22 protein-coding genes are annotated in these 26,387 nt (G+C 61.9%); 5 read left to right on the top strand and 17 right to left on the bottom strand.

All coding sequences use genetic code 11. The annotated features are described in order from the left end of the window. Positions 1 to 13: 13 nt before the first annotated feature. Genes G5168_RS10300 through G5168_RS10260 form a run of 9 tightly spaced genes read right to left on the bottom strand, consistent with a single transcriptional unit; the run spans position 14 to position 9,721 of the window. Complete coding sequence (locus G5168_RS10300; RefSeq protein ID WP_106842559.1) at positions 14 to 1,213, bottom strand: ABC transporter permease; 1,200 nt, start codon at positions 1,211 to 1,213, stop codon at positions 14 to 16. Continuing rightward, complete coding sequence (locus G5168_RS10295; RefSeq protein WP_106842558.1) at positions 1,213 to 2,427, bottom strand: ABC transporter permease; 1,215 nt, start codon at positions 2,425 to 2,427, stop codon at positions 1,213 to 1,215. The genes G5168_RS10300 and G5168_RS10295 overlap by 1 nt, the downstream gene beginning before the upstream one ends. After that, the gene (locus tag G5168_RS10290; protein WP_421252162.1) at positions 2,428 to 3,117 is read right to left on the bottom strand and encodes an ABC transporter ATP-binding protein; all 690 of its coding nucleotides are present in this window, start codon (positions 3,115 to 3,117) and stop codon (positions 2,428 to 2,430) included. Continuing rightward, positions 3,110 to 4,249: an efflux RND transporter periplasmic adaptor subunit gene (locus G5168_RS10285; protein WP_421252161.1), complete on the bottom strand. Its 1,140-nt coding sequence runs from the start codon at positions 4,247 to 4,249 to the stop codon at positions 3,110 to 3,112. Before G5168_RS10285 ends, G5168_RS10290 begins: the two co-directional genes overlap by 8 nt. 27 nt (positions 4,250 to 4,276) lie before the next feature. Further along, positions 4,277 to 7,441, bottom strand: a complete 3,165-nt coding sequence (locus tag G5168_RS10280) for an efflux RND transporter permease subunit (RefSeq protein WP_335849298.1) — start codon at positions 7,439 to 7,441, stop codon at positions 4,277 to 4,279. After that, positions 7,434 to 8,468 (bottom strand): efflux RND transporter periplasmic adaptor subunit, encoded by a 1,035-nt coding sequence (locus G5168_RS10275; protein WP_227343077.1) that lies wholly within the window; start codon positions 8,466 to 8,468, stop codon positions 7,434 to 7,436. Before G5168_RS10275 ends, G5168_RS10280 begins: the two co-directional genes overlap by 8 nt. Before the next feature lie 41 nt (positions 8,469 to 8,509). Further along, positions 8,510 to 8,980, bottom strand: coding sequence for a YeeE/YedE family protein (locus G5168_RS10270; protein ID WP_227340907.1), 471 nt, complete (start codon positions 8,978 to 8,980; stop codon positions 8,510 to 8,512). Between the two features lie 13 nt (positions 8,981 to 8,993). After that, complete coding sequence (locus tag G5168_RS10265) at positions 8,994 to 9,407, bottom strand: YeeE/YedE family protein (RefSeq protein WP_421252160.1); 414 nt, start codon at positions 9,405 to 9,407, stop codon at positions 8,994 to 8,996. Beyond that, the gene (locus G5168_RS10260; RefSeq protein WP_005338008.1) at positions 9,407 to 9,721 is read right to left on the bottom strand and encodes an ArsR/SmtB family transcription factor; all 315 of its coding nucleotides are present in this window, start codon (positions 9,719 to 9,721) and stop codon (positions 9,407 to 9,409) included. The genes G5168_RS10265 and G5168_RS10260 overlap by 1 nt, the downstream gene beginning before the upstream one ends. An 88-nt stretch (positions 9,722 to 9,809) precedes the next feature. Here G5168_RS10260 and G5168_RS10255 point away from each other — a divergent pair, with 88 nt between their 5' ends. The 3 genes from G5168_RS10255 to G5168_RS10245 all read left to right on the top strand — a co-directional run bounded on the left by G5168_RS10255 (position 9,810) and on the right by G5168_RS10245 (position 11,779). Continuing rightward, entirely contained in the window at positions 9,810 to 9,995 is a 186-nt protein-coding gene (locus G5168_RS10255) for a YgaP family membrane protein (RefSeq protein ID WP_201990468.1), read from the top strand. Positions 9,996 to 10,417: 422 nt separating this feature from the next. Then, the gene (locus tag G5168_RS10250; RefSeq protein ID WP_227340909.1) at positions 10,418 to 10,822 is read left to right on the top strand and encodes a hypothetical protein; all 405 of its coding nucleotides are present in this window, start codon (positions 10,418 to 10,420) and stop codon (positions 10,820 to 10,822) included. Between the two features lie 228 nt (positions 10,823 to 11,050). Beyond that, complete coding sequence (locus G5168_RS10245) at positions 11,051 to 11,779, top strand: MgtC/SapB family protein (RefSeq protein ID WP_201990472.1); 729 nt, start codon at positions 11,051 to 11,053, stop codon at positions 11,777 to 11,779. Positions 11,780 to 11,869: 90 nt separating this feature from the next. Here the strand turns inward: G5168_RS10245 and G5168_RS10240 are convergent, their stop codons facing one another. From G5168_RS10240 to G5168_RS10220, 5 genes are all read right to left on the bottom strand, one after another. Then, positions 11,870 to 12,880 (bottom strand): substrate-binding domain-containing protein, encoded by a 1,011-nt coding sequence (locus G5168_RS10240; protein ID WP_005359254.1) that lies wholly within the window; start codon positions 12,878 to 12,880, stop codon positions 11,870 to 11,872. 27 nt (positions 12,881 to 12,907) lie between these two features. Next, positions 12,908 to 14,323 (bottom strand): glycoside hydrolase family 32 protein, encoded by a 1,416-nt coding sequence (locus G5168_RS10235; RefSeq protein WP_421252159.1) that lies wholly within the window; start codon positions 14,321 to 14,323, stop codon positions 12,908 to 12,910. Then, positions 14,323 to 15,687: a sucrose-specific PTS transporter subunit IIBC gene (locus tag G5168_RS10230; protein WP_421208033.1), complete on the bottom strand. Its 1,365-nt coding sequence runs from the start codon at positions 15,685 to 15,687 to the stop codon at positions 14,323 to 14,325. The genes G5168_RS10235 and G5168_RS10230 overlap by 1 nt, the downstream gene beginning before the upstream one ends. A gap of 83 nt (positions 15,688 to 15,770) precedes the next feature. Further along, on the bottom strand, positions 15,771 to 16,727 hold the full coding sequence (locus G5168_RS10225) for an aminoimidazole riboside kinase (RefSeq protein ID WP_421208031.1): 957 nt from the start codon (positions 16,725 to 16,727) through the stop codon (positions 15,771 to 15,773). 115 nt (positions 16,728 to 16,842) lie between these two features. After that, positions 16,843 to 18,348 (bottom strand): carbohydrate porin, encoded by a 1,506-nt coding sequence (locus tag G5168_RS10220; protein WP_421252158.1) that lies wholly within the window; start codon positions 18,346 to 18,348, stop codon positions 16,843 to 16,845. 1,192 nt (positions 18,349 to 19,540) lie between these two features. Here G5168_RS10220 and mgtE point away from each other — a divergent pair. Next, entirely contained in the window at positions 19,541 to 20,920 is a 1,380-nt protein-coding gene (mgtE, locus tag G5168_RS10215; RefSeq protein ID WP_216954257.1) for a magnesium transporter, read from the top strand. Positions 20,921 to 21,033: 113 nt separating this feature from the next. Here mgtE and dnaJ read toward each other — a convergent pair whose 3' ends face one another. The 3 genes from dnaJ to grpE form a co-directional block, all read right to left on the bottom strand. Beyond that, entirely contained in the window at positions 21,034 to 22,176 is a 1,143-nt protein-coding gene (gene dnaJ / locus G5168_RS10210; RefSeq protein WP_421230679.1) for a molecular chaperone DnaJ, read from the bottom strand. A gap of 101 nt (positions 22,177 to 22,277) precedes the next feature. Continuing rightward, positions 22,278 to 24,206: a molecular chaperone DnaK gene (dnaK, locus tag G5168_RS10205; protein WP_216979160.1), complete on the bottom strand. Its 1,929-nt coding sequence runs from the start codon at positions 24,204 to 24,206 to the stop codon at positions 22,278 to 22,280. Between the two features lie 297 nt (positions 24,207 to 24,503). After that, complete coding sequence (gene grpE, locus G5168_RS10200) at positions 24,504 to 25,079, bottom strand: nucleotide exchange factor GrpE (RefSeq protein ID WP_005338036.1); 576 nt, start codon at positions 25,077 to 25,079, stop codon at positions 24,504 to 24,506. A 291-nt stretch (positions 25,080 to 25,370) separates the two neighbouring features. Between grpE and nadK the strand changes: the two genes are divergently transcribed. Then, a complete protein-coding gene (gene nadK / locus G5168_RS10195) occupies positions 25,371 to 26,255 on the top strand; it encodes an NAD(+) kinase (RefSeq protein WP_005338038.1) in 885 nt (294 codons plus the stop codon). Positions 26,256 to 26,387: the final 132 nt, after the last annotated feature.

Below are 26,387 nucleotides of genomic sequence, written 5' to 3'. Positions count from 1 at the left end.
CGAAAGGGGCGACCTAGTCACCGCGCAGGGCAACTACTGGGTCGAGACGCACTGCCCGCAGCGCAGGAGCGACCCCGGCCAGCAGGCCCACCAGGGCGCTGCAACCGAGCGCCAGCAGCAGATAGAGAGGATGGAGGGTGAGCGGCAAGCCGGCCGCCAGCAGGGTGAGCAGCAGCTTGAGCCCGCCGAGCAGGGCCAACCCCATGGCTCCGCCCAGCAGCGCCAGCACCACGGCTTCGAGCAGGAACAGCAATAGAATGCGCCGCCGTGGACAACCCAACGCCATCAGCAAGCCCACTTCGGGGATCCGCTCCTGCTGGGCGATGCTCATGATGCTGAAGATGCCGACCGCCCCGATCAGCAGTGAGATAATGCCGAGCCCGCCAACCGCCAGCTTGATGATGGAGAGTATCTTGTCGAGGCTGGTCAGCATGTCCTGCTGGGAGGTGAGGGTGAAATCCTCGGCGCCGTGGCGGGCGATCAGCACGCGCCGGATCTGGGCGGTGATCTCGGCTTCCGTCTGTCCGGCGCGATAGATGACGTCGATCTCCTGCAACCCCTCCTTGTTGAACAGCGCCTGGGCGTGAGCGGCGGGCAGATAGATCATGTCGTCCAGATCAAAGCCGAGAAATTGCCCCTTGGGGGCCAAAACCCCGGCCACCCGAAAACGGCGATCACCGGCGCGCAGCAGGTTCCCCGGTGCATCGCCACCGGGGAACAGCTCTGCTGCCACCTTGGCACCCAGCACCGCATAGGCGCGGGGCATGGCACTGTCGTCCGCGGGCAGAAAACGCCCCTGCACCAGGGTGAGTCGCCAGCCTGAGAGCGCCGCCGAGCCTGTGCCCAAAATAGCGGTGCTGCGGGTGAGCCCGCGGCTGCGCACCTCCCCCTGCCCCTGCACCACAGGGAGCGCCGCCTCTACCCCTGCCAATCTGGCGAGGGCATCGGCATCCTCCAGCAGCAGGGGACGGCTGCTGGAGAGGATGCCTGGCGGGCCGCCTGCGGTTTCGGTCTTACCCGGGGTCACGGCGATCAACCGGGTGCCAAATTGGGAGAAGCTGTCGAGCAGATAGAGCCTGAGCCCCTCGCCGATGCCGGTGAGCAGGGTCACCGAGGCGATCCCGATGGCGATCCCCAGCGCCGACAGCAGACTGCGGCTGCGCCCCGCCAGCAAGGCGTGCCAGAGCCAGAACAGCAGATCAGCGGCGCGCATCAGCCACCGCTCCACTGCCCGCTGCGCAGGCTGCTGACCGGATCTTGCCGTGCTGCACGGGAGGCGGGCAGCCAGCTAAAAAACAGCCCGGTCAGCAGGGCCGCCGGTATGGTGCAGAGGGTCGCGAGCAGAGGGACAGCCGCCGGAAATCCGGGCCAAATCACTCCGGCGAGGGCAACCAGGGCATAGCCCAACACAGTGCCAAACAGCGCGCCACTGCCGCTCAGCAGCAGCGCCTCCCACAAAAACAGCTGGCGGATCTGGCGACTGTCAGCCCCCAGCGCCTTGAGCAGGCCGATCTCGCCGGTGCGCTGGCGAGTGCTGATCAGCGCAAGATTCATCATCATGATGCCGGAGACCAGCAGGCTGATGGCGCCGATGCCGGCAACTGCCAGGGTGAGGGTCGAGAGAATGGTGGAGAAGGTAGCCAGCATGGCGTCGCGGCGCACCACGGTCACATCGAGCACCCCGTGGCGCGATTGCATCAGCTGCTCCAGTCGCTTGACCAGCGGCGGCACCGCTTGCCCCGCCAGCGGCTGGATCAGCAGCCGAAACAGCCCCTCGGTGTTGAACAGCCGCATGGCGCTACCGACCGGGATCAGCGCGGCCTCGGCCATGTCCATCCCCAGATTGCTGCTCTGGCTGGTGAATACCCCCACCACCCGAAAGCGGCGATTGTCAAAACGCAGCCACTGACCGACCGGATCGACCTGACCGAACAGCTCACGGGCCACCTTGGCCCCGAGCAGGACGGCCGGTCGATCCTCTGCGGCATCCCCCGGCAACCAGCGGCCGGAGAGCAGCTCCAGCCCGTGGGTATCGCGCAGCCCGTTGCTGCTGCCAAGCAGCATGGTCTGGCGCAGCCGTGCCCCTTGTTTGGCCTCGGCAAAGCCCATCACCAGCGGCACCAGCCGCACGTTTGGCTGGTGCTGGCCAAGGTAGTGCATATCATCGAGAGTGATCTGCCGCAGACTGTTGCCGGTGACCGGCGGCAGCCCGCCGGTGGTCTCCTTGCGGCCGGGGAACATCACCAGCAGATCCTTGCCAAGGGAGCTGAACTGGTCGGCCACATAGCGCCTCGCCCCCTCCCCCAGCGCGGTGAGCAGCAGCACAGAGGTGACGCTCAAGCTGACCGCCAGGATCAAGACCAGCGCCCGTGAGCGCTGGCGCAGCAGGGCCACGGCGGCAAAGCGGATCACATCGGGGCGCCGCATTCAGCCACCGCCGCTATCAATGTTGATGCGGCCATCGTTCATCAGGATCCGCCTGCCCGCCCGCTCACCAAGGCGCGGATCGTGGGTCACTACCACCAGCGTGATCCCCTGCTCCCGGTTGAGCCCCTCCAGCAGGGTAATCACCTCCTCCCCGGAGCGGGAGTCGAGATTGCCGGTGGGCTCGTCGGCCAGGATCAGCCGCGGCGCCATTGCCATGGCCCGGGCGATGGCTACCCGCTGACGCTGACCGCCGGAAAGCTCGGCAGGGCGGTGTCCGGCCCGGTTCTCCAGCCCCAGCTCTCCCAGCAACTGCTGGCTTCGGTGATGGCGCTCGGCGGGGGCGATCCCGCACAGCATCAGCGGCAGCTCGACGTTTTCACGGGCGGTGAGGCGGGAGATGAGGTGAAACGACTGGAACACGAAACCGATGCGATGGCCGCGCAGCTGGGCCAGCGCCGGCTCTGACAGGGTGGCGGTATCCTCCCCTCCCAGCCAGTAACGCCCCTCATCGGGCCGATCCAGCAGCCCCAGCACATTGAGCAGGGTCGATTTGCCGGATCCCGAGGGGCCCATCACCGCCAGATACTCCCCCTCGGCAACCCGCAGGGAAACGCGGTCGAGGGCAGCCACCTCGCTCCCCCCCAGAGTGAAACGACGGCTGACGGCATCAAGGCGAATGAGATCACTCATCCGTCTGCTCCGTGGCGGCGCTGAAAGGGCCCTCCCCGACAATCAGTCCGGGCTGGGCTGCCAGCCGATCACCGGCAGCGAGCCCCTCGGCCACCTCAATCCAGTTCCAGTTTTCCACGCCCCAGCGGGGCACCACCCGCACCAGCGTATCCCCTTCCAGCCGCAGCACGCTGCCATCGTCGGCCCGGCTGCTGGCCGCTACCCGCAGCACATCGGTGGCGCGGGTCACCTCGACCTCAAGATCGGCGCTGTAGCCGATAAGCAGGGGCACATCGGTGGGCAGGGCAGTGAGCGATGCCTCCACCTCGACGGTGCGGGCCTGCTTCTCCAGCTCCTTCACATAGGGGGCGATACGGGTGACGGTAGCGGCAAAATCGCGCCCGGGCATGGCATCGAGCAGTACCCGGGCAGACTGGCCCACCTTGAGGCGGGCGGCATCCACCTCATCGATGGGGGCTGAGACATACAGACACTTATCATCGATAAGATCGATCACCGGAGGCATGGCCACTCCGGGCGGTGAGGGGGTCATGTATTCGCCCAGCTTGCTGTTGACCTCCGCCACCACGCCGGCAAACGGCGCCAGCAGGCGACGCTCGCTCAAGCGAGCCTCCACCTGGGCGACCTGCGCCTCGTCGACCCGCTCCTGCTGACGGGATGCCTGACAGACATAGCGGCGGGTATCGGCCAGATTCTGGGCCTGCTCAGCGAGGGTGCGGGAGGTGAGATTTTTGGCCAGCAAGGTGGCCAGCCGGTTGGCCTCCCGCTCGTAGTAGGCCGCCTCGCTGCAACGCTCCTCGCGCTGGGTCTTGCCAAGGGCCTGCTGGGCACGGGCACGGGCAAGATCGGCGTGAATGTCGTCACTCCAGAGGGTCAGCAGCAGATCTCCCCGGGCTACCCGCTCCCCAGCCTTGACGGCGATCTGCTCCACCACGCCGCCACCGGGCAGACTGAGTCCGGCCCGCTGACACGACTTGATGGTGCCAGCCCGGGTGTTGACCACGGTGACCAGCACATCCCCCCGCCCGACCTCAGCCAGCCTGATCGGCGTCGGCTGCGGTCGCCACCACCATGCCACAGCCGCCACCGCCACCACGGCGCCACTTCCCCACCACAACCAACCTCTCTTCATCGCGCATCCTTTCGCTAGTGACTCCCGTCATGAGCGTCGGGAGAGCAGGGCATAATAGAGCAAGGGTATCACCACCAGGGTGAGCAAAGTGGAGACCAGGATCCCGAAAATCAGGCTGATGGCCAGTCCGTTGAAGATGGGATCATCGAGGATAAACAGGGCCCCGATCATCGCCGCCAGCGCCGTCAGCATGATGGGTTTGGCCCGCACCTGTGCCGCTTCGATCACCGCCTGCTCGAACGCCACTCCGGCGCTGCGCTGCTGCTCGATAAAGTCCACCAGCAGGATGCTGTTGCGCACGATGATCCCGGCCAGAGCAATCATCCCGATCATCGAGGTGGCGGTAAACTGGGCCCCCAGCAGGGCGTGGCCCGGCATCACCCCGATGAGGGTGAGCGGAATGGGGGCCATGATGATGAGCGGCACCAGATAGGAGCGGAACTGGGCCACCACCAGCAGGTAGATGAGGATCATCCCCACCCCGTAGGCTAGCCCCATGTCGCGGAAGGTCTCGTAGGTGATCCTCCACTCCCCGTCCCACAACAGCGCCACCTCTCCCAACTTGTCGGGCTGCTGCACGTAATACTGGGGCAGGTCGATATCGGCACTGGCGGCAAACATGCCGTAGAGCGGACTGTCGGTATGGCCGCCCATGTCGGCCACCACCATCACCATGGGCTGCATGTTCTTGTGCATGATATAGCTGGGGGCCACCTCATCACGGCGACTCACCAGCTCGGAGACCCGCACCAGCTGGCCGCTCTGGCTGCGCACCTTGAGGGCCAGTACGCCCGCCAGATCCCGTTTGTCACCGGGAGCCAGTTCGATGCGGATCGGCACCGGATACTTGGCGCCGTGCCCCTGCAGCCAGCTGGCATCCTGATAACCCACCCCGCCATTGAGGGTATTCACCAGATCCCCGAGATCGACCCCGAGCAGGGTCGCCTTGCTGCGATCCACCACCAGCCGCCACTTGGGCTGCGGGTCGGTCAGATAGATATCCACATCCACCAGATCCGCCGTGGCCACAAAACGGGCCTGTACGGCGCGCGCCGCCGCTTCGCGGGCGGCCTGAGTCGGGCCATAGATCTCGGCAACGATGGGGGACCAGACCGGCGGGCCGGGCGGCACCTCAACGACTTTCAGGTTACCCCCTGCCGCACTGGCGATGGCCTGCAGCGGCTCCCGAACCGACTGGGCAATCTGGTGACTGCTGCGATCCCGCTCATGCTTGTCCACCAGATTGACCTGAATATCCCCCACGTTGGCGCCGCTGCGGATAAAGTAGTGACGCACCAACCCGTTGAAGTTGATGGGGGCCGCGGTACCGGCATAGATCTGGTAATCCTTCACCTCGGGCACCTTGGCAAGCTCCCGCCCGACCGCCAGCAGGGTGCGCTCGGTCTGCTCCAGGGTCGCCCCCTCCGGCATATCGAGCACCAGCTGAAATTCCGACTTGTTGTCAAAGGGGAGCATCTTGAGCACCACCCACTGCACCACCGGCATGGCGGTAGCCGCCCCGACCAGCAGCAACACCGCCAGCCAGAGCTTGCGTCTGGCGCGCTTGGCGCCATCACCGATCAGGAAAGGGGTCATCAGCCGGTGAAAAAGACCCGCCTTGGCCTCGCCGTGGGCACCGTGCGCCGAATCCTTGAGCAAATGGCTCGCCAGCCAGGGGGAGAAGATAAAGGCCACCAGCAGGGAGATAAGCATCCCCATGCTGGCATTGATGGGGATGGGGCTCATGTAGGGGCCCATCAGGCCACTGACAAAGGCCATCGGCAACAGGGCCGCGATGACGGTCAGGGTCGCCAGTATGGTCGGCCCCCCCACCTCGTCCACCGCCCCCGGAATCAGATCCTTGAGCGCCCCCTTGCCCAAACCGCGATGGCGGTGGATGTTCTCCACCACCACAATGGCGTCATCCACCAGAATGCCGATGGAGAAGATCAGCGCAAACAGCGACACCCGGTTGAGGGTAAAGCCCCAGGCCCAGCTGGCAAACAGGGTCAGCGCCAGGGTGATGACGATGGCAACGCCAACTACCAGCGCCTCGCGCCAACCCATGCTCACCAGTACCAGCAGCACCACCGCCGTGGTGGCAAAAATCAGCTTGCCGATCAGGGTGTTGGATTTGGTCTCGGCGGTAACGCCGTAGTCCCGGGTCACCGTCACCTTGACCCCGGCAGGGATCAGTCGGTTCTGCAAACTCTCGACCCGCGCCTCCACCCGCTTGGCCACATCAACCGCGTTCTGGCCCGGCTGTTTGCCGATGGCCAGGGTCACCGCCGGATAACTGGCCTGCCCCAGCCCCATCCAGCTGCGCTTGGTCGGAGTCTCCTGACCCAGAGAGACCTTGGCCACCTCTCCCAGATAGACCGGCTTGCCGTCGTGCAGCCCCACCACCAGTTCTCTAGCCTCCTGCTCACTTTGCAGGAACTGCCCGACCTGCACCTTGATCTCCCGGTTATCTTGCTCGATGGCCTGTGTCGGGCCCACCTGATTGGCGGCCGCAAGTCGCTGGCTCAGATCGCCCCAGCTGATGCCGTGGGCGCTGAGGGCCGCCGGATCCGGCATCACCCGCAACACGGCGCTCTGGCTGCCCAGCGTGTAAATATCGCGGGTACCGGGAATGCGCTTGAGTTCGGTCTCCAGCTCATGGGCGACCTGGGTCAACTCGGGAGCCCCCAGTTGCTTGCTCCCCTCTTTGCTCCATAAGGTCAAACTGACGATAGGGACATCATCGATCCCCCGGGGTTTCACCAGCGGCTGACCGACTCCGATCCCCTGTGGCAACCAGTCGCGGTTGGAGTCGAGCTGGTTGTTGAGATCGACGATGGCCTGTTCGCGGCTCACCCCTACCTTGAATACCACCACCAGCAGGGCGCCATCGGGTTGGGAAAAAGAGTAGAGGGTATCAATTCCCTTTATCTGGGAAACCACCTGCTCGGCAGGGGTGGTGACGAGAGAGGCCACTTCAGCCGGGCTGGCCCCCGGGAAGGGAATGTAGACATCGGCGAAGGTGACATCGATCTGCGGCTCCTCCTCCTTGGGAGTCACCAGCACTGCAAACAGGCCGAGCAGCAGCCCCACCAGTGCCAGCAGCGGAGTGATGGCCGAGCCCTGAAACAGCGCAGCCAGCCGACCGGCAGGCCCCAGCCTCTCCTTGTTGCTGTTCAGTTCGCTACTCATGGGCCATCTCCTGCTGCTGCGCCCAGCCATCGGGGGCCAGCTTGTCACCGGCTTGCAGACCGGCCAGGATCTCGCACTGCCCTTCAAAGCAATGGCCTACCCGCACCGGCGTCAGGGCCCAGCCAGCGGGCTGTTGCAGATAGACACCGTTGAACTCCCCTTGCCGCAGCAGGGCGCGATCCGGCACCTGCAACACCTGACGTTCACCCTGCTTGAGCTGCACCTTGAGCCACATGCCGGGCAATACCCCGGTGGTTTGCGGCGGCAAGTCGAGGCGCAACCTGAAGGCGTGGCTCTGGCTGTCGGCATAGTTGAAGCGGGTCAATTTGACCGGGATAACAGACTTGCCATCCGGCAGCAGCACCTGCACATCAGCAGGTGACCGAGCGAGCGTCAGGGCGGATTGGGGCAATTCCACCTCCACCCGCAGTGTGTCTAGGGAGAAGCCGGAGAGCAGAGGGGTGCCGGGGGCGACAGTCTCCCCCAGCTCTACCAGCCGTTTGGTCACCACTCCGGCGTAAGGGGCCAGAATACGGGTATAACCGTAGGCCTCGCGGGCCTGAGTGAGGGCCGCATCGGCCGCATTGACCTCGGCGCGGGCGGCGCGATCAGTCGCCTGGGCATTGTCGAGCTGGGCGCGGGTGATCACCCCTTTGGCAATCAGCGCCTGAAAGCGGGCGAGCTGGCGCTCTGCCTCCACCTGCTGGGCCTGCGCCCGCGCCAGCCGTGCCTGCGCCCCCGTGACGGCGGCAAACTGCTCCTTGCCGCTGATCTCCAGCAGCGGTTGCCCCGCCTGCACCTGATCGTTTACATCCACCAGCATGCGGGAGACCCGGCCGCTGGTCTGGGCCGCCACCGTCCCCTGATGGATGGCACTGACGGTGCCATCCAGCGTCAGCCAGTCGGTCACCGGCAGTGGCGCCACTGTCAGCAAGGGCTCTGGCTCCCCTTCCGCGGCCAGGGCGGATGTCATGGCCTGCGATGTCATCACCAACAAGGTGATCCCCAGCAACCGGATCTTTTCCATCATTACTCTCCTTCCCTGGCATCATCAGTCACTTCACGGGATCAGGCGGTATGGGACTGGCGCACCTTATCCTTTCCCCGAGCTGGCGCCTTGGTCAGCACCCTGGCCAGCCCTCTGTCAAACAGCAAGATCCCGGCCACCATGGCCGCGATAAACAACATTATCATGGGCTGCCCGCTGGAAATGAGACTCAGAGCAGGCCCAGGACAGATGCCCACCAATCCCCAGCCGATACCAAACAGCGCAGCCCCGCCAATCAGGCGGCGATCCAGCACGGGAGCGGGAACCCGGGCCATTGGTTCCCCCAGCAGGCTCAGGGGACGGGGTTTCACCAGCAGAAAATAACCCGGCATAAAGACCAGCAGGGCGCCCCCCATCACGAAGGCAAGGCTGGGATCCCAAGTGCCTGCCAGATCGAGAAAACCGGTGACCCGGGCGGGATCCACCATGTCGGAGATGGCCATCCCCAGTCCAAACAGCAGGCCCGCAAACAAACTTGTCAGCAACTTCATGGCGATCAGCCCCTTACAGCAGATGATGAGTGACGAAGACGGTGATAAAGCCTGCCGCCATAAAGGTGAGGGTGGCGACGATGGAGCGCAGGGAGAGCCGCCCCATGCCACAGATGCCGTGGCCGCTGGTGCAGCCATTGCCAAGACGGGTACCGATGCCGACCAGCAGACCGGCCAGCAGCACAACGGGCCAGCCGGGCAGCGTGGTGAATGTGGGCATGCGGGCCCAGCCCAGGTTCAGCGCCAACCAGGCACCCGCCCCGAGCCCCAGCAGAAACAGCACCCGCCACGGCGCACGGTGTTGCAGCGCACCGGCCAGAATACCGCTGATCCCGGCCACCAGGCCGTTGAACAACATCAGGATCAGGGCCGACAGCCCCGCCAGCATGCCACCGCCCAAAGAGAGCAGCCATTGGCTTTCCATCATCAAGATTCCTTATTTTCTGAGTGACAAAAATGGGTTTGCAGCGCGCCCAACACATCGGCGGCCGCCTCGCTCACCAGCGAGTAGTAGATCTGCTGGGAGACCTTGCGCGAACGGATCAGGCCGTAGCGCTTCAATACCGACAGTTGCTGGGAGAAGGCCGACTGCCCGAGTTGGCTATGGGCCAGCAGCTCCCCGACCCCCTTCTCCCCCTCCACCAGCTGGCAGAGCACCATCAGGCGTTCGGGATGAGCCAACGCCTTGAGCAGGGAGGCGGCGGCTGTCGCATGTCTGTTCATCTCGTCGAATTGGCTCATAAGAGTAAATTAGCAATTGCTGATATTTGTTCTATTGTATAAAACAACACTAAATTAGCAACATCTAAAGTAGATAAGGAGAAAGACCATGACAGTAGATAACGGCGTCAGAATCGTCGCGGGTTGCATGTTGCTGCTCTCGCTGATCCTTACCACCTGGGTTCATCCGGGCTTTGTCTGGTTGAGTGCCTTTGTCGGGGTCAACCTGATCCAGAGCGCATTCACCGGTTTCTGCCCGGCCGCCATGCTCCTCAAGCGCCTGGGGCTGAAGTAACAGGTCGCGCAAGACAGGGGCGGTCCTGCTAGCGGGGCGTCATCGCGCGGCGATGGCTATCGTCGCTCCCTGATGCTTATGGAGGTAGCCAGTCGGCCCCATTATTGACAAACTTGTATCTAAATGTTGCTGGAAGGCCGATAAGGCTTTACCTCACCGCTCTGGATGAGTACCATTTTGCCGTTCTTAACACAGCGGAGACCATCAGTGGGCAACTCATCAAGTGACAGTTGTAGACCGACCCTCATCGTCGGTACCAAGGTCGCGAGCTAGCCGCAGGTCTTTCTCTGCCGCATGCTCGCAACCCTGCGAGAAGCGGAAATCCACTCCCCTCTTCTCCCTTTTTACACTTGACGTCAGGTGATCTGGCTTTGCCATGACACCTTGCCTGCATAGTTTCTGCTTCCCACAAGGAGGCTGCTATGCGTTTTATCTCAATCAAACCGGCTGCGGATCGCGCGGTCGCAACAGGTTCTGTTGCACCCCGGGCTCACCCCCTGCTGAGCAAGCTGGGGCGCGGCATGTTGCCACGCTGGCTGGGCGGCAAACCGCGCCAGCACCACTATAGGCTGCAGATCCGCTGCGAGGATCGCGCCGATATGGAGCAGGTGCTGGATATGGTGAGCCACACCCTGCAACCGGCCGGACTGCAACCGATGCAATCGATGAAACCGGGTCGCAGCGGCGGGCGAGAGCTGGTGCTCAATGTGCACTGCACTCCACCCCAGCGCCGCTATCTGGTGCAGTTTGTTCATCAGGTCGGAGTAGCGCATCCGGTGCGCTGGGAGCTGCGTCCGCGCATCGACACGACTCCCGAACTCAACTGACGCGCATCCTGCTGCACTAACGACCGTTCAAGGGGCCAGCCACGCTGGCCCCACTTGTTGCGTCCTCTCCGAGCGTCAGGGCATCTGATGATGCTCGCGCCCCGGAAGCTAAACCCGGGACGCTGCGTTTTTCTGCTGGCCATCCGCTCAATCCCCCTCTGATCCATCCGCCACCCGGCGTTTCATCATGGATTGTGCCAAGCCAGCTTTCATAAGAAGGAGTACGCCATGAAGATGTGGCAACAACTAGACATGCTCTCACTGCTCGACACTCTGGCCAGCCTGCTGCTCGCCTTTGTGCTCGGCAGTCTGGTCGGGCTGGAGCGCCAGTACCGCCAACGTACCGCGGGCCTGCGCACCAACGTGCTGGTCGCCGTGGGAGCCGCCCTGTTCGTCAGCCTGGCCCAGCGAATCTATGACCTGCACGGCGGCAACTACAACGTGGTCCATGTGGTGGCCTATATTGTCTCCGGCATCGGCTTTCTCGGCGCCGGCGTCATCATGCGCGAGTCGGGCAATATCCGTGGCATCAACACCGCCGCCACCCTGTGGGGTGTCGCTGCGGTCGGCGCCGCCTGTGGCGCCGGGCTCGCCATGGAGGCCATTCTGGGCGCCCTGTTCGTGCTGGCCGCCAACACCCTGCTGAGACCGCTGGTCAACCAGATCAACCGTCGCCCGGTAGACAATCTGGATACTGAAGTCACCTACAAGGTGACTGCCCTGACCCCCCGTGAGCATCAAAAGGAGGTGCTGCACTGGCTCGAGGAGATGCTGGAGCAGGCCAACTATCCCATGAGCGAGCTCGACATCGAGCCATTTGGCGAGAGGGATCTGGAGATCTCGGCGGTGCTGCTGGCCACCTCCATTGATGGCGACGAACTGGATGCCCTGATGGTGAAACTCGGCATTCATCCCCATATCAAGCAGATATTCTGGCGCGCCAGTACCACCGACTGAGCTGCCGGCCAGAGGAACGAGCCACCCGCCCACAGCAAAAAGCCCCGCCAGCAATGGCGGGGCTTTTTCATATGGATGAGCGAAGAGTGGCTAGCGGCGGCTGCGCCAGCGCACCCTGGGGGTGATCACCTGGGCGGTCTGTGCGGGAGGACTGCCCGCTATCAGTTGCTGCATCAGCTCGAAAGCGGCGAGGGCCAGCGCCGGACAATCCTGCGCCACCGAGTCGATTCGCATGGGAATGCAGTCGAGCAGGTCGTGATCGTCGAAGGTGCACAGCCGCATCCCTGTCTCCATCAACCCCGCCTCGTTGAGGTAGCGCAGTACCCCTTCCAGCAGGGTAAAGGAGGCGGTAAAGAGCCCCTTGGGGGGCGCTCCCAGCTCGGCCACCAGCTCAGCCATCAGCTGATAACCGGAGCTCGGCTGGTAGTCGCGATGGCGCACCCGGGCGGCATCGGCTTCAAAACCGGCGCGATGGAGCCCCAGCTCATAGCCCGCCAGCCGGTGACGGCTGGGGGAGAGATCCAGCAAACCGCCGAAGTAGTAGATCTCCTCTCCGCACTCGCTGGCCATGTCCCGCACCAGCTCGGCTGTCGCCTTGCAGGCATCGGAGATCACCATGGGCAGGCGCGACTCGCCAATATGGCGGTCGAGCTGTACTACCGGCAGGCGGTCGTGGATGCGGGCATAGATGTCATCGCTGTGGCCGCTGGAGGCGACAATAAGCCCATCCACCTGACGGCTGATGAGGTTGTCCACCACCCGCTGCTCGAGGGCGGGATCATCCTCGGAGCAGGCGATCAGCAGCTGGATGCCCGCCTCCCGGCAGTAGGCCTCGAGGGCACGGGCAATGCGGGCAAAACCGAAGTTGGTGAGATCGGGGATCACCAACCCCCAGGTGTAGCTGCGGGTCTCGCGCAGGGAGCGGGCGTGAAAGCTCGGCAGGTAGTGACACTCCTCCGCCACCGCCTGAATGCGCTTGCGGGTATCGTCGGCAATCCGGTACTCCGCACTCTTCCCGTTGAGCACCAGACTGGCGGTCGCCTTGGACACCCCCGCCAGTTCGGCGATCTGGGCAATCGTGATCCGTTTCTTCTTCTCCACCTGGCCTCCCGGCTGACTAGAACCGGGCTATTGTACTAGGCACGCCGACAGCGACCAGTGATTGAGGCAAATTTTGCAGCCATCATCGCCGTTACCTGATGAAAGTTGCGGCTTTTCCCCGGGGAAGTAGCGCGCCGACAGGCTGTGCCGCCCCTCATCGATGAAACACTCGAGACTGGAGCGATCGCACAGGACGGTGATCCGCCCGCCAGCCCATGGGCTGCTGCGGGTCTCCCACGCTCCGCTCTGCCAGTTCTGGCGCCGTAAGGTGATGCGCCCCGGCTGCCACACCAGCTCGGCCACGGCACCGAACCAGAGGCTCCCCTCATCGCAGAGCTCCATATCGAGCCAGGCCGAGTCGATGGCCAGCCCCGGAAACTCGCCAAGCGTCCCCTCGAAACGGGTCAGTTCTCCCTTGAGCGCCGCAAGCTCCGCCACTGGCCGCTGGCAGAGCCACTCATCCTGCCAGAACAGCTCCCGCGGGCAGCTCATCTGGTGGATCCAGCCGTGAGCGATCGTAGGCTGGCTCATCTCGTTCTCCTCCGGCAGCCCCAGCCAGCCGAACAGGAGGCGGCGCCCCTGACTGTCTCGGGTGGTTTGCGGCGCATAGAACTCGAAGCCCCGGTCCAGCTCGTGGAAAGCCCCGTGCTCGAAGCGCTCGCCGTCGAAGTTGCCAGAAAGCCAGCCGCACTGGTAGAGGTTGCGATAATGCTCGCCTGCCGGGGCAATCCCCTGCGGGCAGCTGATCAGCACATGGCGCTCCCCCAGCGGGAAGAGATCCGGGCACTCCCACATATAGCCAAACTCACCCAGCCCCCCGCGCCCGCTACCGGCGATGGGCCCCACCCGCTGCCAGCTTTGCAGGGTGTCGCCGCGATAGAGCAGCACTTCGCCCTTGTCATCCAGGGTGCGGGCCCCCAGCACCATTAGCCACTGCTGGCCGTCGTGCCACACCTTGGGGTCGCGCACATGGCCGCTGTAGCCTGCGGGCAGATCCAGCACAGGCCCCAGCTTGGCAAAACCGCCCTCACCGTCGGCGCGGGCCAGACACTGATAGGCGGTGCGGCTGCCATCCGGGTATTTGACATTGCCGGTGTAGATAAGGGTCAGACGCCCCTGCTCGTCGCTCACCGCAGAGCCCGAATAGCAGCCGTGGCTCTCATAGGCTTCGGTGGGCAACAGCGCCACCGGCTCGTGCTGCCAATGCAGCAGATCGGTGGAGGTGACATGGCCCCAGCCCTTGTTGCGGTGCTCGCAGCCCAGCGGATTCCACTGGTAGAAGAGGTGGTAGCGCCCGTCGTGCTCGATAAAGCCGTTGGGATCGTTGAGCAGCCCCACCGGGGCTGCCAGATGCCAGCGGGGCCGATGGGGATCGGCCGCCGCCTTGAGCTGTCCGGCCAGCAGCGACCGGACAATCTGGTTGAGAAGATCGCTTTCCTTCATCACTCCACCTTGTATTTGAGCAGGTAGGAAGCGGCGAAGGCGGCGCCAAAGGCGATCACCAGCCCGATGATGTAATGAACAAGGCTCATGGGCTGGACGATGGCCATGCCGGGAATACCGGTCAGCCCCACCGCCGTCATCCCCACCTTGGCCGCCACCACGTAGGCGCCGCCGCAGGCCCCGCCAAACAGACCGGCGAGGAAGGGTTTGATGTAGCGCAGGTTCACCCCGAAGATCGCCGCTTCCGTGATACCCAGCAGGCAGGACATGGCAGCCGGCACGGTAATGGCCTTGATCTTCACGTCGCGAGTCTTGAAGTAGACCGCGAGGCAAGCCCCACCCTGTGCCACGTTGGCCATGGCCCAGATGGGCAGCAGGAAGTTGACGCCAATTTGCGGATTGGCCAGCAGCCCCGCCTCGATGGCATGGAAGCTGTGGTGGATACCGGTGATGACGATAAGCGAGTAAGTGCCGCCAAACACCAGCCCCGCCAACCAGCCAGCCTGCTCATAGAGGGCGCTCAGACCGAACGAGATGCCATCCCCCAATACCCGACCCGCTGGGCCGATAAAGAGCAGCGCCACGAAACCGGTGATGATGACGGTGAGGAACGGCGTGAGGATTAGATCCAGCGCATCCGGAATGCGCTTGCGCAGCTGTTTCTCCAGATGGGACATAAACCAGACTGCCAAGAGCACCGGGAAGACGGTGCCCTGATAGCCGATCATCGCCACATCCAGCCCGAAAAAGTCCATGGTCTTGAAACCACCGGCCACGCCCCAGGCGTTAGTCAACGCCGGGTGGGTGAGGATGCCGCCAAGGGTCGCCCCGAGATAGGGGTTGCCGCCAAATTCCCGCGCCGCCGTAAAGCCGATGAGGATCGGCAGTATGATAAAGGCCGCCGAGCTGAACATGTCGAGCATCACAAACAGGGCGCTGTCGGCATTGGCCCAGCCGTAGGTGCGCACCATGCCCAGCAGCCCCATCAGCAGACCTGAGGCGACGATGGCCGGAATGATCGGCACGAAGATGTTGGAGAGGGTTCGCGCCAACCGCTGGGCCACGTTGAGCTTGGCCGCCGCCATGTCGGTCAGCTCAGCCTTGCTGGCGGTGCCGGTACCGGTCAGCGCCACAAACTCCGCATAGACCTTGTTGACCAGACCGGTGCCGAAGATCACCTGAATTTGGCCCGCGTTGCTAAAGCACCCTTTGACCCCCTCCAGCTTGTCGATGGCGGCCTTGTTTACCTTGCTGTCATCGGCCAGCACCAACCGCAGCCGGGTGGCGCAGTGGGCAGCGCTGACGATGTTCTCCTTGCCCCCGAGCAGGGGCACCAGATCCTTGGCTATCGCACTGATATTCATATTCTTCCTCTTATGACCCGCCACGCTGGCGGGCCCTTGTCACATGAGAGTAGGGGCTGTCGAGCCGGGCTTCTAGCCGCAGCTCAACAGCCGCTTGCGCCTGATCGCATAAAGGCATCCAGTTCGGAGCGGGTCGGCAGCGCCGTCATCGCCCCCTTGGCGGTGGTGGCGAGCGCCCCGCAGCCGTGAGCCTGAGCCAGGATGACGGACAGCTCGGCCAGAGTCGGCAGCGACGAGCGCCCGGCCAGGGCCGCCAGCAGCCCGGCGACGAAGGCATCCCCCGCCCCCGTGGTGTCGAGCGGGGTCACTTTCTGCCCCACCCACTCCAACAGCTCGCCACCCAGACGCGCCACCACCCCGGCCGCGCCCCGGGTCACCAGCACCAGCGCCGGGCCCGAGAGCGTATCAAGCCCGGCAGCCAGATCATCCTCACCGCTCAGCAGTTGCAGCTCCTCGATGGAGAGCTTGATCACATCCGCCTGTGCAATTGCCTGACGCACCAGAGACAACATCTCGGCGGGGTTGCCCCACACCTCGGGGCGCAGGTTGGGGTCGAAGCAGACCCGCCCGCCTGCCGCCTTGATGTCCGCCATGGCCTGCAGGCAGCTGATGCGTACCGGCTCGTTGGCGAGCGCGATGGAGCAGGTCAGCAGCCACTGACCGGCCTTGAAGCGGGGCAACTCATTTGGGGTGAGAAACTGGTCGGCGCTGGGGCGCACCATAAAGGTGAAGCTGCGCTCCCCCTCGTCATCCAGTTCTACCAGCACGGTAGAGGTGCGATGGTCAGGATCGAGCCGCAGCGCACCGATATCCACCCCCTCCCCACTCAGGGTATCGGCCATAAAGCGGCCGAACGGGTCAGCACCAACCCGGCCGATAAAGGCCGCATCGCCACCCAGCCGTGCCACGCCAACCGCCACATTGGCGGGCGCACCACCCGGACACTTGAGGTAGTGCAACGCCCCTTCCGGGATCAAGTCCACCACCGCATCCCCCATTACCCACACACGATTCGTCACCTTGCTACTCCACTGCTGCATCGGATCCACGGTCAAACCCGAACTCTGTTCTGTTGGCTGGCATTATCAGCTAAACCGTTTTAGCCAACCAACAGATCTCGGCACCGGCTGCCATTTTTGTGATCGGGATAACGAACTAGAACCAGGTTTCCATCTGCACACCAAAGTTCCACTCGCCACCGGCGGTGAAGTTGCTCTGGCCCATGGCATCGTCGCTGGCGTAGTTGTCGAGCTCGGAGGACCAGTCCATCCAGCTGGCGAACACCCGCAGTTCGGGCCGCTCGAAGAAACCGGCGGTCTGCGCCTTGAAGGTGGGGGCGAAGGTGAGCTTGGTGAAGTTGCCGTTCACCGCCTGGCGTCCCTTGTAACCCTTGGGATCGAGATCCATGTACTGCCAGGCCGCCTCGTAGACCAGCTCGACGTTCTGGCTCAGCACCTGCGCCACCCGGGTATTGAAGGTAAGCCAGCGGTACTCATCCCCTTTCACGTAGCGATCCTGACTCTGCTCGGCCAGCAGGGCCGGGGCAAAACGCCAGCGCGAGTTGAGATCGGTGGCGCCAAACACGGCGACCCGCACCGCATCGGCGTCCGGCAACAGCTCGCTGTCAGAGCCCAGCCCCTTGACCTCGGCCCCCAGCCCATGACCATACAACACCGCCGCCCTGGCAAAACCGGGGTTGAGGCCAAAGAAGCTCTCGCCGTGGTAGGCCAGCAGGGTGTGTGCCCCCTTGTCCGCCGCCTCGCTGCCCGCCCCCTTGTCATTGATGCGGGCGTCATTGTCCTTGGCCGAGAGACCGTTCACCATCCACTGCCAGTTGCCGACGCGGTTGTTCATGGTGAGGATGTAGCTCTCGATATCGGAAAGACCGCTGGCGCTGATGTCGCCGTAATCGCGGCCATAGAGGGAGAAATTGGCCTTCCAGCTATCGGCCAGCTGCACGTCGTAGACACCGCCGCCGGTACCGGCCAGGAACACCACGTCGGAATCGAGCCAGTGGATGTCAAAGTTGTCGCGATCAAAGCGCTTGCCCGCCCAGAGCACCGCATTCTTGAAGGGGCCGTCGAAGCTCGCCAGATTGCCGATCTCGGCAAACACCTGACGGGTATTGAGGCTCGAATCGCTGGCGGTCCAGTCGTTGCTGGTCTCCACCCCGTCTGCCAGCATCAGCTTGTAGCGGGCCCAGCTGCCATCCTCGAAGGTCTGGGTTTTCAGCAGGTTGGCCTCCATATAGGTGTCATCCTCATTGCCAAGGCGACCGACGGCCCCGCCCACCGAACCGGCTGGCGTGATGTAGGGGCCGCCGCGCCCGCCGTTGCCATTGCCGTTGACCAACAGGCCCGAGCGGGCGTAGCCGTGAAACTCGAAGCCCTGGGCACCTGCGGTCTTCTCATCCACCTGCTGGCTGCGGTTGTCGGCCACCTGAGCCTGCTCGCTCGCCGCGCTCGCCTTCACTTCCGCCTGACTGGCACGGCTCTCTGCCGCCTCGGCTCTCGCTTCGGCTGCCTGTACCCGCGCCTCCAGCGCCGCCAATCTGGCCTCGACACTCTCACCTGCAATACTCGCCTGCGCCGCCCACAGCGGGCTGCTCATCCCCAATCCCAGCGCTACCGCCAGCGCCAACTTGCTCTTGAACATCATCATCTTCCTCACCTGTCATCTGTGGCCCGGACGGGCGCTGTTGTTATTGACAGCCAGAGCATAGCTAAACCAATTTAGCTAACTCAATATGACAACTAAACCGTTTCAGCAACAGTGTGAGCGGGATAACATTTGTACAGCAGGAATTGGCGGGAGTTGTGAGGAGGATCCCTCATCAGGATCCACTCAATAAGGCGGATCCCGATTCTGCGAGCAGCGACCCTGACAATGTGAATAGGAAGGGGGGCACCTCACCACCAACCGGATCAGGGTGCTGGCGATGGGTCTGCCAGGTATCGGCATACCCTATGCGTCATTCTGTTGGTGGAGATTGTTACACGCATTACACCATCAGGTTCGGCTACAAAGCAGCGTAAATAATACCGATCACGCATGCGATATGGCTGAATACGCGACATTCCTGTCGTTCAATTACCAAAATATCAATAAAGATGTTTCTAAATGTTTCTGGCGGTGGATTAATTATTTACCAATAAGAACCATTCCAGTAGCATCGCAGCATTGATTAATAACGGAGACCATCAGTGGGCAATTCATCAGATGACAGTAGGTTGTTGAGCTCGTCAGCCAATACCTGAGTCGCGAGATCCCCGCAGATTGTTCTGCCGCTATCTCGCACTATGCGGAGAGCGGTTTATTTGCACCTGAGTGCAATTCCTTCCCTGTATTCACTCGATGTCTGTTACTGACGCCATCCAATGCTACAGACTGGATGCGTAAATAATGCCTGCATGGGTCTTCTCCTGATATCAGGGTCACCATGTCATTACCACTGTTACCTCATCACGCCATGTTTTTCCGCCTCTGGCGTGCGTCAACGATGGCGAGCCTCTATCGCTGCAGGTCAGTAGCCACATGGCTTTTGACAAGGTGGCATGGGAGATGGCAACAGCCGCTAGCCGGGCGACGACCGTCCCGCGATCCGCTCCACCTTCATTTACTTGTGCCGAGTGCAACACCTGTTCATTCCCCATGCGTGGCTATTGACGGGTAAGCATATGACGATTCTTTACATCAATCAGGAGGTGTGTCATGGACCCTGACCCTGGAGCCGGTATCGGCGACTAGTCCGGATTAATTTTCGGGCGTTATTTCCTTATCTATTTTTGCTGATGTGATGTCAGTCGGAATTCTATTTTCTATTTTCCAGGCTGATGTATTAAAGGATATATAAATGCAATACCAAGATATTCACCAACAACTGTATGTACTGCTGCAAAACAAGGATCGTATGGGGATCCAGAGCCTCAGCCTGAATATTCATGAGGTCGATCTGGCACAAGCGATAAACCGCCTGACAGATAAACATATTCATACCTTTCTCAATCTGGTTCCTGCATTGCGTGCCGCACGCATCTTCCGCCATCTGCCCAGCGATATTCAGGCCAGCCTGGTACGTTCCATGGCCAAGCCCCAATTGGAGGAGTTGTGTACCCGCCTATCCCCCGATGACAGAGCCGATCTCTACAATCGTCTGCCCGCAGCCTTGCGCCAGACCCTGCTCGATGCGATGACAGATGAAGAACGTGAGGATACGCAACGGTTGGCCTCTTACCCGGAAAACCTCGTCGGCTCCATCATGAGCTCGGATTGTGCCAGCCTGACGGCTGACATCACTGTGGGAGAGGGGCTGCAACGGCTGCGCAGCACTGCTGCCGACAGGGAGAGCATCTATACCCTGTATGTCGTGGATGAAATGCGCCGCCTCATCGGGGTTGTCTCCCTGCGCGAACTGTTTCTCGCCGACAGCAAAACCCCCATCTCGGCCATTATGCAGCGCGAGCTGGTGAGTATTCAGGCCGATGCCCCCAAAGGCGAAGCCGCGGAGATGATCGCCCGTTACAACCTGCTGGCCCTCCCCGTATTGAATCAGGATCAGCAGTTGCTCGGCATGGTGACCGTGGATGATGCAATGGATGTTGCCGAAGAGGAAGATGCCAACCGGATTGCCCGCTTCGGTGGTACGGCTGCGCTGGGAGGTCCCGAACTTGATCTTCGCGCATCCAGCACCTTTAACATGTTCAGCGCCCGATTCTTCTGGCTGGCGGTCTTGACCGTATTCGGCATACTGACCAGCAATCTGGTCGCCGCTCAGGAAGAACTCATCAGCGAAGTACTGATCCTCGCAGCCTTTATTGCCCCTATTATCGACATGGGGGGCAACTCGGGCAGCCAGTCGGCCACCTTGGTGATCCGGGCAATGGGCATGGGTCAGATCAAGCTGAGCATGCGTGACTTCTTTTTCGTGCTGCGGCGCGATCTGCCCGTCGCAATGGCTCTGGGGCTGGGTGTCGCCCTGCTGGAAGGGGTGATGGCATTCTGGAGCAAGAGCATCGGCTGGGACATCGTCATGATTGTCAGCCTCTCTGCCATGACGGTGACTGTGGTTGGCAGCCTGCTTGGTCTGGTCCTGCCGTTTGCCGCACGGAAGATGGGGACTGATCCGGCAACCCTCAGCTCCCCCATGCTCACCTCGATCATGGATCTGTTGGGCGTGCTGATCTATTTTGGTTTCGCCTATGCCTTCCTCGGTGGGTCACTGGCTGCTGCCTGACAGCGCACAGCAGATGGGGGCAGCCAAACCACCGCCATCTCCGATAGTTCAAGATAAAAGAGAGGGAGGCATCACGCCTCCCTCTCTCTTTATATCGACACGGGTCTATGCCATCACTTGGTCAGATCGTCGAAGAAGCGTTTCACCCCTTCGAAGAAGCCTTCCGATTTCGGCTTGTGAGTCTTGGCAGCGGCACCGCTGAAGGATTCGTCCAGCTGGCGCAGCAGCTCTTTCTGCTGCTCAGTGAGGTTGACCGGAGTCTCGATCACCACCTTGCACATCAGATCCCCTACCTGACCGGAGCGTACTGACTTCACGCCCTTGCCACGCATGCGGAACATCTTGCCGGTCTGGGTCTCCGGAGTGACCTTGAGCTTGACGCGGCCATCCAGGGTCGGCACTTCAATCTCGCCACCCAGGGCAGCTGCGGTGAAGCTGATGGGCACTTCGCAGTAGAGGTTGTTGCCGTCACGCACGAAGATCTCGTGCTCTTTGACGTGCACCTGTACGTAGAGATCCCCTGCCGGAGCTCCCGCTTCCCCCGCTTCCCCTTCACCGGAGAGACGGATGCGGTCGCCGGTATCGACACCCGCCGGAATTTTCACCGACAGGGTCTTGGTGCGCTGGTAGCGACCTTCACCGTGGCACTTGCGGCACGGATCCTTGATGATCTTGCCGCGACCGTGACAGTGCGGACACGCCTGCTGAACCGCGAAGAAGCCCTGACGCATCTGCACCTGGCCGGAGCCGTGGCAGGTCGGGCAAGTCTGGGCGCTGCTGCCGGTGTGGGCACCGGAGCCGTTACAGACTTCGCAGTGGACCAGAGTCGGCACCTTGATCTCCTTGGAGACCCCGCGCACCGCCTCTTCAAGCGTCAGCTCCATGGTATAACGCAGGTCGGAGCCACGGGCCGGGCCACGACGGGCACCACCACGGCCACCGCCGAAGATGTCACCGAATACGTCACCAAACATGTCGGCGAAGTCGGCACCGCCGCCAAAGCCACCGTGGCCACCGCCACCCTGGCTCGGGTCGACACCGGCATGACCGTACTGATCGTAGCGGGCGCGCAGGTTGGCATCAGTCAGCACCTCGTAGGCCTCTTTGACCTCTTTGAACTTCTCTTCGGCACTGGCATCGCCCTGATTGCGGTCAGGGTGATACTTCATGGCCAGACGCTTGTACGCCTTCTTGATCTCGCGCTCGTCGGCACCTTTTGACACCCCGAGCACTTCGTAGAAATCGCGCTTCGACATACTCATCCTGTGGTTACGCAGACGGGCGTTGGTCACCCAACGCCCGTAAATTCATTGACTAAGCCGATGAGCGAAGCCTGCTTCGCCCATCTGGGTCGGGCTTACTTCTTGTCGTCTTTCACTTCTTCGAACTCGGCGTCGACAACGTCGTCGTCAGCCTTGGCAGAAGAGGAGGACTGACCGGCATCAGCACCGGCTGCACCCTGGGCCTGAGCCTGCTGCTGGGCAATCTCCATCAGCTTCTGGGACGCTTCCAGCAGAGCCTGCTGTTTGGCTTCGATAGCAGCCTTGTCGTCACCCTTGATGGCGGTTTCCAGCTCGCTCAGAGCGGCTTCGATCTTGGTCTTGTCGTCGGCAGGCAGGGCTTCACCGGCTTCGGTGATCTGCTTGCGTACGGAGTGGACCAGACCATCAGCCTGGTTGCGAGCCTGTACCAGCTCTTCAAACTTCTTGTCCTCGGCCGCGTTGGCTTCGGCTTCGCGTACCATACGTTCGATCTCCTCATCAGACAGGCCAGAGGAGGCCTGGATGGTGATCTTCTGCTCTTTGTTGGTCTCTTTGTCCTTCGCAGAGACGTGCAGGATACCGTTGGCATCGATGTCGAAGGTCACTTCGATCTGCGGCAGACCACGCGGAGCCGGACGGATGCCTTCCAGGTTGAACTGGCCCAGAGACTTGTTGTCGCTGGCGCGCTTGCGCTCACCCTGCAGCACGTGAATGGTCACGGCAGACTGGTTGTCTTCGGCAGTGGAGAACACCTGGGACTTCTTGGTCGGGATGGTGGTGTTCTTCTCGATCAACGCAGTCATCACGCTGCCCATGGTTTCGATACCCAGAGAGAGCGGGGTAACGTCCAGCAGCAGTACGTCGGTCTTGTCACCGGACAGTACGGCCCCCTGGATGGCAGCACCCATGGCCACGGCTTCGTCCGGGTTGACGTCTTTACGCGGCTCTTTGCCAAAGAACTCGGCAACGGTCTTCTGAACCAGTGGCATACGGGTCTGACCACCAACCAGAATCACGTCGTCGATCTCGCCAACTGCCAGACCGGAGTCTTTCAGGGCGACACGAACCGGCTCCAGAGAATCTTTCACCATGTCTTCTACCAGGGATTCCAGCTTGGCGCGGGTCACCTTGATGTTCATGTGCTTCGGACCGGTGGCATCTGCAGTGATGTACGGCAGGTTGACGTCGGTCTGCTGGGCAGAAGATAGCTCGATCTTGGCCTTCTCGGCGGCATCTTTCAGACGCTGCAGAGCCAGCTGGTCGTTGCGCAGGTCGATACCCTGCTCACGCTTGAACTCGTCTACCAGATAGTTGATGACGCGGTTGTCAAAGTCTTCACCACCCAGGTGGGTGTTACCGTTGGTCGCCAGTACTTCGAAGGTGGTTTCACCTTCCACTTCGTCGATCTCGATGATGGAGATATCGAAAGTACCACCACCCAGGTCATATACGGCAACCTTGCGCTCGCCCTTGACCTTGTTTACGCCATAGGCGAAAGCAGCTGCAGTCGGTTCGTTGATGATGCGTTTTACATCCAGACCAGCGATGCGACCGGCATCCTTGGTAGCCTGACGCTGGGCGTCGTTGAAGTAGGCCGGAACAGTGATAACGGCTTCGGTGACCGGCTCACCCAGGTAGTCTTCGGCGGTCTTCTTCATCTTTTTCAGCACTTCGGCAGAGATCTGCGGCGGTGCCATTTTCTTGCCCTTCACTTCAACCCAGGCGTCACCGTTGTCAGCTTTGGCAATGGCGTACGGCATGATTTTCAGGTCACGCTGCACTTCTTCATCTTCAAAACGACGACCGATCAGACGCTTGATGGCGAACAGGGTGTTTTTCGGGTTGGTGATTGCCTGACGCTTGGCCGGCTGACCAACCAGGATCTCGCCATCATCGGCATAGGCAATGATGGACGGAGTAGTACGATCGCCTTCTGCGTTCTCGATCACGCGAGCAGTGTCGCCATCCAGAATAGCGACGCAGGAGTTGGTAGTACCCAGGTCAATACCGATGATTTTACCCATTTGACGAATCTCCAAATACTTTGAATAAACTGGCGAGGAACTCGCCTTAATGCGTTAACGGCTAGGTGGGGGCTGCCAATCTGGCTTTCAAGCTCCCGGCATCAAATTTTTTGTGCCGCCGCGGCCTTGCTACCTATATGGGGTCGCCAGACGCAGCTTCAAGCCCCAACCTAAAAAAACCACACCCTTTGTCATGGTTGCGCGATCACGTTGAGCCGTAAACCGGGCAAGATGAACAGGTGCTGCACTGCGAAACAAAAAGCCCGCCACAGGGCGGGCTCGGGCACCCACAGCCAATCAGTCGACCGCTTTGGCGATCATCACCATGGCCGGACGGATCACCCGACCGTTGAGGTCATAGCCCTTCTGCATCACTGCAATGACGGTGTTCGGGGCCACATCGGCACTCGGCACCATGCTCATCGCCTGATGGGCGTTGGGGTCAAACGGCTGGTTGATCGGGTCGAGCGCTACCAGACCAAACTTGGCCACGCCGCTCTGCATGGATTTCAGGGTCAGCTCGACACCTTCGATCATCGGCTTGAGGGCTTCGTTCTCCTTGTCGGCCAGTTCGATGGCTCGCTCAAGGTTGTCCAGCACCGGCAGCAGTTCATTGGCGAACTTCTCCAGAGCGAACTTGTGCGCCTTCTCCACATCCAGCTCGGTACGACGACGCAGGTTCTCCATCTCGGCGGCGGTACGCAGGGCGCGTTCACGCTCTTCCGCCGCTTTTTGGATGGCGGTTTCCAGCTGCGCTTCCAGTTCGGCAATGCGGGCCTGCTCGGCTGTCACTTCACTGTCTACATCGGTCGGCTCGACTGGCTGGGCTTCCACTTGCTCCATCGCTTCAACCTTTTGCTCTTCGTGGTTCATGACATCTCCAATTCCGGGGTTACTTATGAGGGCCCTGACGTCTGGTTGAGCGACCGGACGACAACAGACCGACTATGTTGGCGCTATTATGGGGATGCATCCCCGGCTTTCAAGGGGTAAAGGGCAATCTGGGTTGCTGAATAGCCGCAACCGTCGGTTTATCCGGGTTACCGCTCATCGTTTAACCAGTAGCCTCAAGGGGATAGCCAGCCCCGTCACACGGGAGAGCGTCACAAGCGGAGCAAAGCACTGTATACTGGCCCGCAATACCCATCCCAGATCTGACTGACTATGGATTCTCCGTTCAAAACCATCGCCCTGATTGGCAAACCCCACCATGAGGGGGCCAACCAGACGCTGACCGGCCTGCATCAATACCTGACCGCCCGCGGCTTTCGGGTACTGGTGGAGAGCCGGGTCGCCCAGACCCTGAGCATCCTCGATGAAAACGTGATGGATCTGGTACAACTGGGCCAGCAGGCCGATCTCGCCATCGTGGTCGGCGGTGACGGCAACATGCTGGGGGCGGCGCGAGTGCTGTCACGCTTCGATGTAGCAGTGATCGGGGTCAACCGGGGTAACCTCGGCTTTCTGACCGATCTCTCGCCGCAGGATTACCTGCTGCCATTGGAGCAGGTGCTCTCCGGCCACTACAAGAGCGAACACCGCTTCCTGCTTGAGGCCTCGGTCTATCGCCACGGCGAGCGCAAGTCGAGTAATCTTGCGGTCAACGAGGCGGTGCTGCACCCGGGCAAGATCGCCCATATGATCGAGTTCGAGGTCTATATCGATGGCAGCTTTATGTATAGCCAGCGTTCGGACGGCATCATCGTCGCCACACCGACCGGCTCGACCGCCTACTCCCTGTCAGCAGGTGGCGCCATCCTCACCCCCAAGCTCAACGCCATCACGCTGGTGCCAATGTTCCCGCATACCCTCAGCAGTCGCCCCATCGTGCTCGATGCCGACAGCGAAGTGCGGCTGCTGGTCTCGCCGGACAATCAGGACGATGCCATGCAGGTGAGCTGTGACGGCCAGGTGACGCTGGCGGTCCACCCGGGGGACGAGATCCTGATCAAGAAGAGCCACCACCAGCTTCATCTGGTGCATCCCCTCGACTACAGCTATTTCCATGTGCTGCGCAACAAGCTCGGCTGGGGCAGCAAGCTGTTCTAATCAGCTTTGACCGACAACGGCATTACCAGAGAAGGGCGCCTGAATTGGCGCCCTTCTCTTTTCTTTCATTGCAACTTCCCCTGCACCCTCATATCAGTACCGCATTTTCATAGCCATGGCGCACTGGCGCGG

The sequence above is a fragment of the Aeromonas sp. 600724 genome (assembly GCF_049175135.1).
GTDB classification, from domain to species: Bacteria; Pseudomonadota; Gammaproteobacteria; order Enterobacterales; family Aeromonadaceae; genus Aeromonas; species Aeromonas veronii_A.
The sequence above is the reverse complement of the archived record's forward strand: the minus strand, read 5'-3'. Positions and strand labels throughout refer to the sequence as shown.